We start from the raw sequence: 554 nt of genomic DNA on the forward strand, positions 1-554 counted from the left end.
TATTTAAAATGTATGTTGCTGCTTCTAAGGCATAACCCCAAAAAGATATAGGTAGGGTTGCATGACTCATCATGGACCTTACCATATCAAGAAGGGTACGGTTTCTTCTCTCTGCTACACCATTTTGCTGGGGTGTACCCAGTGCAGACAACTGAGACACAATCCCTTGTTGTGTGAGGTACTCCTTGAACTCACCTAGGAGGTACTCGCCACCTCGATCAGATCGAAGGGCTTTGATATGTTTCCCTAGTTGTAGCTCCGCCTCAGCCTTGAATTGTTTGAACTTATCAAACGCCTCAGACTTGCGTCGCATCAAATAGACATATCCATACCTAGAGTAATCATCGGTGAAGGTGATGTAATACTCATATCCTCCTCTTGCTAGTTTGTTCATAGGACCACACACATCAGTGTGAACCAATTCTAACAACTCCTTTGACCTTAGTCCCTTTCCAGAGAATGACCTTTTGGTCATCTTTCCCTTGAGACATGATTCGCACTGAGGAAAAGGTTCGAAATCTAATGAGCTCAAAGGCCCATCTTCTACCAACCTC

At 44.0% G+C, this 554-nt stretch carries 1 pseudogene; it reads right to left on the reverse strand.

From position 1 onward, the window contains the following. Window positions 1-394 (reverse strand): annotated as a pseudogene (locus tag F8C76_RS19875) (DDE-type integrase/transposase/recombinase); the annotation flags it as partial. Window positions 395-554: the final 160 nt, after the last annotated feature.

Origin of the sequence: Flagellimonas olearia, from assembly GCF_009184425.1 — a bacterium.
Lineage (GTDB): Bacteria > Bacteroidota > Bacteroidia > Flavobacteriales > Flavobacteriaceae > Flagellimonas > Flagellimonas olearia.